Annotated in this window: 9 protein-coding genes and 1 pseudogene; all 10 read left to right on the plus strand. The window is 63.7% G+C overall.

The features are described 5' to 3' along the window. The coding region (locus B3V69_RS03520; RefSeq protein WP_296443854.1) for an ABC transporter substrate-binding protein at positions 1 to 381 on the plus strand (381 nt) is incomplete at its 5' end. Continuing rightward, a complete protein-coding gene (locus B3V69_RS03525; protein ID WP_296443855.1) occupies positions 374 to 970 on the plus strand; it encodes a bifunctional adenosylcobinamide kinase/adenosylcobinamide-phosphate guanylyltransferase in 597 nt (198 codons plus the stop codon). The genes B3V69_RS03520 and B3V69_RS03525, both read left to right, overlap by 8 nt. Continuing rightward, positions 967 to 1,860, plus strand: a complete 894-nt coding sequence (locus B3V69_RS03530; RefSeq protein WP_296443857.1) for an ABC transporter substrate-binding protein — start codon at positions 967 to 969, stop codon at positions 1,858 to 1,860. Before B3V69_RS03525 ends, B3V69_RS03530 begins: the two co-directional genes overlap by 4 nt. Beyond that, the gene (locus B3V69_RS03535) at positions 1,857 to 2,879 is read left to right on the plus strand and encodes a FecCD family ABC transporter permease (protein WP_296443859.1); all 1,023 of its coding nucleotides are present in this window, start codon (positions 1,857 to 1,859) and stop codon (positions 2,877 to 2,879) included. Before B3V69_RS03530 ends, B3V69_RS03535 begins: the two co-directional genes overlap by 4 nt. A gap of 8 nt (positions 2,880 to 2,887) precedes the next feature. Beyond that, positions 2,888 to 3,655: an ABC transporter ATP-binding protein gene (locus B3V69_RS03540; protein ID WP_296443861.1), complete on the plus strand. Its 768-nt coding sequence runs from the start codon at positions 2,888 to 2,890 to the stop codon at positions 3,653 to 3,655. A 14-nt stretch (positions 3,656 to 3,669) separates the two neighbouring features. Continuing rightward, positions 3,670 to 3,801 (plus strand): annotated as a pseudogene (locus B3V69_RS03545) (cob(I)yrinic acid a,c-diamide adenosyltransferase); the annotation flags it as partial. Positions 3,802 to 3,871: 70 nt separating this feature from the next. Further along, the gene (gene bluB / locus B3V69_RS03550) at positions 3,872 to 4,573 is read left to right on the plus strand and encodes a 5,6-dimethylbenzimidazole synthase (RefSeq protein WP_296443863.1); all 702 of its coding nucleotides are present in this window, start codon (positions 3,872 to 3,874) and stop codon (positions 4,571 to 4,573) included. Positions 4,574 to 4,662: 89 nt separating this feature from the next. Continuing rightward, positions 4,663 to 6,120: a DUF3375 domain-containing protein gene (locus B3V69_RS03555; protein WP_296443881.1), complete on the plus strand. Its 1,458-nt coding sequence runs from the start codon at positions 4,663 to 4,665 to the stop codon at positions 6,118 to 6,120. Between the two features lie 57 nt (positions 6,121 to 6,177). Next, a complete protein-coding gene (locus B3V69_RS03560) occupies positions 6,178 to 6,414 on the plus strand; it encodes an AbrB/MazE/SpoVT family DNA-binding domain-containing protein (protein ID WP_296443864.1) in 237 nt (78 codons plus the stop codon). Beyond that, a complete protein-coding gene (locus B3V69_RS03565) occupies positions 6,411 to 6,827 on the plus strand; it encodes a type II toxin-antitoxin system VapC family toxin (RefSeq protein ID WP_296443866.1) in 417 nt (138 codons plus the stop codon). The genes B3V69_RS03560 and B3V69_RS03565 overlap by 4 nt, the downstream gene beginning before the upstream one ends. The last annotated feature ends 127 nt before the right edge of the window (positions 6,828 to 6,954 follow it).

Below are 6,954 nucleotides of genomic sequence, written 5' to 3' on the forward strand. Positions count from 1 at the left end.
CCCAAAATCTTCTTCGAGGAATGGGACACTCCGCACATCAGCGCCATTCGCTGGGTGTCCGAGTTGATGGGTGTTGCCGGTGGCGACGATTGCTTTCCCGAGCTCGCCGCCCAGTCGCTGGGCAAGAACCGCATCATTGGCAACAGTGACGAGATCGTGCGGCGCAACCCCGACATCATCATCGGTTCCTGGTGCGGCAAGAAATTCCGGCCCGAGAAAGTGGCGGTGCGCCCGGGTTGGGAGAATGTCAACGCGGTCAAAAACCAGCAGCTGTTTGAAATCAAGTCCGCCGACATTCTGCAGCCCGGCCCGGCCGCGCTGACCGATGGCGTGGCCCAGCTGCACCGCATCGTCATGGATTGGAGCCATCTGTATGGATGAAAGCGGGCTGCAATTGGCGTACAGCGAGCTGATTCTGGGTGGCCAGAAAAGCGGCAAGTCGCGCCGTGCCGAGTTGCTGGCACGGATCTGGCTGGGGACATCAGCCAGCCATCGGGCCGTGCTGATTGCCACGGGCCAGCCCGGGGACGAGGAGATGCGCCAGCGCATCCATCGCCACCAAGCTGACCGGGCCTTGCGGGTACCGGGCATGGAAACGGTGGAAGAACCGCTGGCGCTCGCGCAAACCATCGGGCAATACAGCCGCGCCGACACGCTGGTGATGGTGGATTGCCTTACCTTGTGGCTCACCAACTGGCTCATGCCTTTGGAAAAAGACTTAGAGGTAAATCAGCCTCTAGCCCCCGTCAATAGGACGCCAGTAGCTATGCTTTTGGAAGCAATCGCCGCCGCGCCCGGCCCCGTCGTGTTGGTCGGCAACGAGATCGGTCTGGGCGTGATTCCGCTGGGCTCCGAGGTGCGCGCCTTTGTCGACGCCTTGGGCACGCTCAACCAGGATGTGGCGCGCGTGTGTCAGCGCGTCACCCTGATGGCGGCGGGTTTGCCACTGACTTTGAAAGATGCCGGATGAAGAATGCGAACCTCAAACGGTGGCCACGCTGGGTCGCTCTTGCTGCCCTGACTGTATTCACTGCCTTGACGGGGGCGGGCGCCGCTAAGGCCCTGCAAGTCACCGATGAGCGCGGTGTCACCGTGACGTTTGCGCAGCCGCCCCAGCGCATCGTGAGTTTGCTGCCTTCGCTGACCGAGACCGTGTGCGAGCTCGGGCAATGCCAGCGGCTGGTCGGTGTGGACCGCTATTCCGACTTCCCCCTCAGCGTGCGCGCTCTGCCGCAGGTGGGCGGCGGGCTGGACCCGAACATCGAAGCCATTGTGGCGCTCAAGCCCGACGTTGTGCTGATGGCCACCTCGTCACGGGCCGGTGAGCGGTTGCAGTCGCTGGGTATCAAGGTGGTGGCGCTGGAGCCCAAAAGCCACGCCGATGTGAAGCGCGTGCTGCAGACGATAGGCCAGTTGCTGGATGTGCCCGATGCCCAGCGCGTCTGGCGCGTGATCGACGCGGGCGTCCTGGCGGCGGCGCAGTCGCTGCCTGCCAGCGTCAAGCAGACACGCGTGTACTTTGAGGTCAACCGCGCGCCCTATGCCGCCGGTGAGTCGTCCTTCATTGGCGAAACCCTGGCGCGACTGGGTGTCCAAAACATCGTGCCGGCCAGCCTGGGGCCGTTTCCCAAGATCAACCCCGAGTTCGTGGTACGGGCCAATCCGGATGTGATCATGGTCGGTGACCGCAATTACGCAGGCATGGACGGGCGCCCCGGCTGGGCGGGTATCCGTGCCATCCGGGAGCGCCGTGTGTGTGTGTTCAGCGCGGCGCAGTCCGATGCGCTGGTACGGCCCGGGCCGCGTATGGCCGAGGGCGCCCGCATCATGGCGCAATGTCTGCAAGGTAAACCACAGTGACCGATATTTCCCGTCAGCAGCGCGTGGCTTCTTTGCTGGCGGCCGGCCTGTTGCTGGCCAGCGTGGCCTTGCTGCTGCTGGGCGCCAGTGTCGGCAGCACCGGGTTCGAAAGCGTTCTCAAGGCCTGGAGCGACCCGGTGGCGCTGCAGATCGTCTGGGACATCCGCTTGCCACGCACCCTGGGTGCCTGGGCGGCCGGGGCTTTGCTGGGCTTGGCCGGTGCCGTGGCGCAAGGGCTGTTTCGCAACCCGCTGGCAGACCCTTTCCTGCTGGGCAGTGCCTCGGGCGCCTCGCTGGGCGTGGCGCTGGCCTTGGTGTTTTTTGGCCTGTCGCCGTTTGCGACGCAGTGGCTGGTGCGCCTGGGGCTGACCGGGGCGGCGTTTGTCGGTGCCGTGGGCGCGGTGCTGCTGACGCTGATGCTGGCCAAAGGCGTGCAGCACACGCTGCGCCTGCTGCTGGCCGGCGTCATCGTCGGCGTGGTGCTGGGCGCTTTTGCGTCGCTCACCATGCTGATGGTGCCCGAAGTGACGCAGGCGATGCAGGCTTTCGATCTGGGCAGCACCAGCTTCGTCGGCTGGACCGCCTGCGTCCTGATGGCCGGCATTTGGCTTATTTGCATGGTGGTGGCCTGGATGCTCAGCCATGTGCTGGACGGCCTCTCGCTGGGCGAGGCCACGGCCGCCAGCCTGGGCTTGCCGCTGCCCCAAATGCGCGCCGCGCTGGTGGCGGTGCTGGCGCTGGCCACCGGCACGGCAGTGGCGCAAACCGGGCTGATTGCCTTTGTCGGTCTGGCGGCGCCGCACCTGGTGCGCTCGGTCGTCAAGACCACCCACGGCCGCCTGATTTTTCTGTCCAGCCTGATGGGCGGCGTCTTGCTGATGGCCGCTGACATGCTGGCGCGTTGGTTGATTGCGCCGCAGGAGTTGCCGGTGGGCGTGCTCACCGCCATGCTGGGCGGCGGCTATCTGCTGTGGCTGATGCACCGCAGCACCCGCGTTTCTTCTGGCGCCGGGGTGTGAGAGATGCTATGCATTCAATAGCTATCGACGCCCATTCCATAAGGGCTAGACTCGGGAATGTTCAGGTACTCAACGGCATCGATCTGGCTTTGCCGGCGGGCCGCTGGACCAGCATCGTCGGCCCCAATGGGGCTGGCAAATCGACCCTGCTGAAGGTGTTGGCCGGACTGCTGCCGCACACCGGTACGGTCGCACTGTTGGGCCAGCCGATGGCTACTTTGCCGGGGCGTCTGCGCGCGCAGCAACTGGCCTGGCTGGGACAAAACGAGGTCACGGGCGATGACTTGACGGTGTGGGATGTGGCCATGCTGGGCCGCCTGCCGCACCAAACCTGGCTGGCGGCCCCCAGTGAGGCCGATCTCATTGCAGTCGAACAGGCCTTGCGCGCGACCCAGGCCTGGGATTGGCGCGGCCGCAGCCTGGGCCAACTGTCGGGCGGCGAGCGCCAGCGCGTGCTGCTGGCCCGGGCGCTCGCGGTGCAGGCGCAGGTGCTGCTGATGGACGAGCCGCTGGCCAATCTGGACCCGCCGCACCAGGCCGACTGGCTCAGTGTGGTGCGGGTGCTGATTGAGGAGGGCAAGACCGTGGTGAGCGTGTTGCATGAAATCTCGTTCGCCCTGCACTCCGACCAGATGGTCATCATGGCCCAAGGCCGCGTCACCCATCAAGGCGCCTGTGATGACAGTGCCACCCACCGTGCGCTGGAGGATGTGTTCGAGGGGCGCATCGCCATTCACGCCTTGGGCGAGCAGTGGGTGGCCCTACCCAAGAATTAAAGAAAGCAAACCTGATGCAAATCGAAACCGCCCCCACGGATAAACCCTACGATAAACCGGAGGGTGAACGCCGCGGCATCGTCATCGTCAACACGGGCGACGGCAAAGGCAAGAGCACGGCCGCGTTCGGGCTGGCGTTGCGGGCGACTACTTCATGGTGACGCTGGACGAAATCACCGACCCGCTGATCTACGGCTGGATGCCGCTGGACGCCGCATGACATACCCTGACCCACCAAGGTTGATCGATTCGGCACCCGCCATCGAGCTGGCCTTCTCCGCCGCAGAACGCAGCGCGGTGTACCGCGCCATCTTCGAGCGGCGCGACATGCGTCACTTCGCCGGTGGCATGGTCGCGCCTGAAGCCATGCGGCGTCTGCTCACGGCCGCGCACCACGCCCCCAGCGTCGGCTTCATGCAGCCCTGGCGTTTTTTGCGCGTAGCCTCTGCCAGCTTGCGCACCGGTTTGCATGCGCTGGTGGAGCAGGAGCGGGCGGCGACCGCGCGGGCGTTGGGCGAGCGTGAAGAAGCCTTCATGCGGCTCAAGGTCGAGGGCCTGCGGGAAGCCGCCGAGCTGTGGGTGGTGGCGCTGGCCGACGGGCGCGAAAAGCATATCTTTGGCCGCCGCACCCTGCCGCAGATGGACTTGGCCTCCGCCGCCTGTGCGATCCAGAACCTGTGGCTGGCAGCGCGCGCTGAAGGCGTGGGCGTAGGCTGGGTGTCCCTGTTCGATCCCGTTGCCGTGGCAGCCCTGCTGCAGATGCCCGCCGGGGCCGAGCCGATTGCCCTGCTGTGCATCGGACCGGTGCAGGCCTTTTACGAGGAACCCATGCTGCAGAAAGAGAGCTGGGCCCAGCGCAGTCCGTTGGATGATCTGCTGTTTGAAGACAGCTGGGGCCAGCCCTTGGGCAAGCCCTGAATAATCTGGGCGCCATCGCTTGAATCGGGGGCTTTTTCCGCGCCTGACAAAATAGGCGCTTATACAAGTTTTTTTCACGGGAGTCGCCTATTAATCTAGACTTCAGCACCCTCGACGCCCTGCGCCGCCAGCACCCGGCCTGGCGTTTGCTGGCGGCGGAGCATGCGCCCTTGATCGGCAGCTTTTTGCACCGGGCCTTCATCGTGCCCAATGTGCGGGTGATGGCGCAGTCCGATCTGGCGGAGGCGCTGGAAGACACCTTGTTTGGCTTGCGCCAGCGCCTGGGTGTGCCGATGTTTCCCAAGTCGGCGCAGGAGTATCTGAACGACTGGGCCGCCAATGAAAAGGGCTGGCTGCGCAAGTTTTATCCCGCTGGCTCGGACGAGCCGCATTTTGATTTGACCCCGGCCACCGAGCGTGCGCTGGCCTGGCTGGTCAGCTTGACGGAACGCGCCTTTGTCGGTACCGAGTCGCGCTTGCTAACCCTGTTTGACTTGCTCAAGCAAATGAGCGAGGGCAGCGACACCAACCCGGAGACGCGCCTCCAGGAGCTGTACAAAAAACGCGACGAGATTGATTTGGAGATTGCGTTGGTCCACAGCGGCGAGATGCCTTTGCTCGACGACACGGCATTGAAAGAGCGGTTCCAGCAGTTCACCGGCCTGGCGCGTGAGCTGCTGACCGATTTCCGTGAGGTGGAGCATAACTTTCGCGGACTGGACAGAAAAGTGCGCGAGCGCATTGCGCTGTGGGATGGCGCCAAGGGCGCGCTGTTGGAAGAGATCATGGGCGAGCGCGACGCCATTGCCGACTCGGACCAAGGCAAGAGTTTTCGCGCCTTCTGGGATTTTTTGATGTCGCAGTCGCGCCAGGAGGAGCTGACCCAGTTGCTGGAGCGCGTGCTGCAGTTGCCCCCGGTGGCGGCACTCTCGCCGGACCTTCGGCTCAAACGCGTGCACTACGACTGGCTGGAGGCGGGCGAGCACGCGCAAGCGACGGTGGCGCAGTTGTCGCAACAGTTGCGCCGCTTCCTGGACGACCAAGCCTGGCTGGAAAATCGCCGCATCATGGATATTCTGCGCGGCATCGAGGCCCGCGCGTTGGCGCTGCGTGGCACACCTCCAACGGGGAATTTCATGGGGATGGACGACCTGACCGCCAGTCTCGAGTTGCCGATGGAACGGCCCCTTTTCAGCCCGACCATCAAGACCGTGATTACCAACGTGGCGCTGGAGGCGGGCGAGGCGGATATGGATGCTGCCGCCCTGTTCTCGCAGGTGCGGGTGGACAAGGTGGCACTCTCCAGCCACATTCGCCAGTCACTGCAAACACGCGCCCAGATCAGCTTGGGGGAGTTACTGCAAGCCCGGCCACTGGAGCAGGGTTTGGGCGAGTTGGTGGCCTACCTGCAACTGGCCAGCGAAGCGCCGAACTCCGTCGTGGATGAAGCCACGCTTGAATCGGTGGAGTGGCTGGCCCATGACGATGCGAGTGGCCCTGTCACCCGCCGCGCCCAACTGCCGCGCGTTATTTTCGTGAGAAATTGAGGATGCGACGGTGTTGAATATGCTAGTATTACCAAGTAATACTTTTGGAGAGTTGCGATGCAAACCACCCTGACCAGCAAGGGGCAAGTCACGATACCCCGTGATGTTCGTCAACATTTTGGACTCAAGCAAGGCATGGCCATCACCTTTCAAATCGAGGGTGACCACATTGCCCTGCGACCCGCGCGCTCACCCCGGCAAGCTGACGCCAGCGGCTTCGGCCTGATCCAGAGCCGACGTAAAGGGGTGCCGGCCGACTTTGACGTCGCCAGCCTGCTCGCCAACGCACCATGATCGGGCTCGACACCAATGTGTTGGCCCGCTACTATGTTGTCAGTACCGACGCGCCATCGCAAAAGCAAAGCGCAGCGGCCAGAAAGCTTCTGGAAAGTGGCAAATCACTATTCGTGAGCAAGTCGGTCGTGCTGGAGTTGGAGTGGGTGCTCAGAGGCTATTACAAGAGCCCACCCAAAGACGTGTTGACCGTGTTGTCGCATTTGCTGGCCATGCCCAATGTTGACATTGAAGATCGCGTGGCGGTCGAACTGGCCGCCGCAGCGCTGGGCGATGGGTTCGACTTTGCCGATGCCTTGCACCATGCGTCAGCCCGCCATTGCACCAGCATGGCCACGTTTGACGATAAAAAATTCGCGCGGCGGGCTACAGCGCAAGGCTGGAAGCCGCCGGTCAAATTGCTCGTCAATTGACCGCATCTGGTGGAGTTCTTGTCATGATCCATGAAAATCTCAGCGATACGCTTGAGGCCAACCCCGGCGTGCCCCAACATGACCTGACCAGCCTCGTTGTGCCGCTGCTCAAAAGCGTGCTCTACCG

The sequence above is a fragment of the Rhodoferax sp. UBA5149 genome (assembly GCF_002413825.1).
Lineage (GTDB): Bacteria > Pseudomonadota > Gammaproteobacteria > Burkholderiales > Burkholderiaceae_C > Rhodoferax.

Excerpts from the sequence above, each read along its gene's own strand:
- B3V69_RS03530 (WP_296443857.1), top strand. The coding sequence starts at position 967 with ATGAAGAATGCGAACCTCAAACGGTGGCCACGCTGGGTCGCTCTTGCT.
- B3V69_RS03560 (WP_296443864.1), top strand. The coding sequence starts at position 6,178 with ATGCAAACCACCCTGACCAGCAAGGGGCAAGTCACGATACCCCGTGAT.
- B3V69_RS03565 (WP_296443866.1), top strand. The coding sequence starts at position 6,411 with ATGATCGGGCTCGACACCAATGTGTTGGCCCGCTACTATGTTGTCAGT.
- B3V69_RS03540 (WP_296443861.1), top strand. The coding sequence starts at position 2,888 with ATGCATTCAATAGCTATCGACGCCCATTCCATAAGGGCTAGACTCGGG.
- B3V69_RS03525 (WP_296443855.1), top strand. The coding sequence starts at position 374 with ATGGATGAAAGCGGGCTGCAATTGGCGTACAGCGAGCTGATTCTGGGT.
- bluB (WP_296443863.1), top strand. The coding sequence starts at position 3,872 with ATGACATACCCTGACCCACCAAGGTTGATCGATTCGGCACCCGCCATC.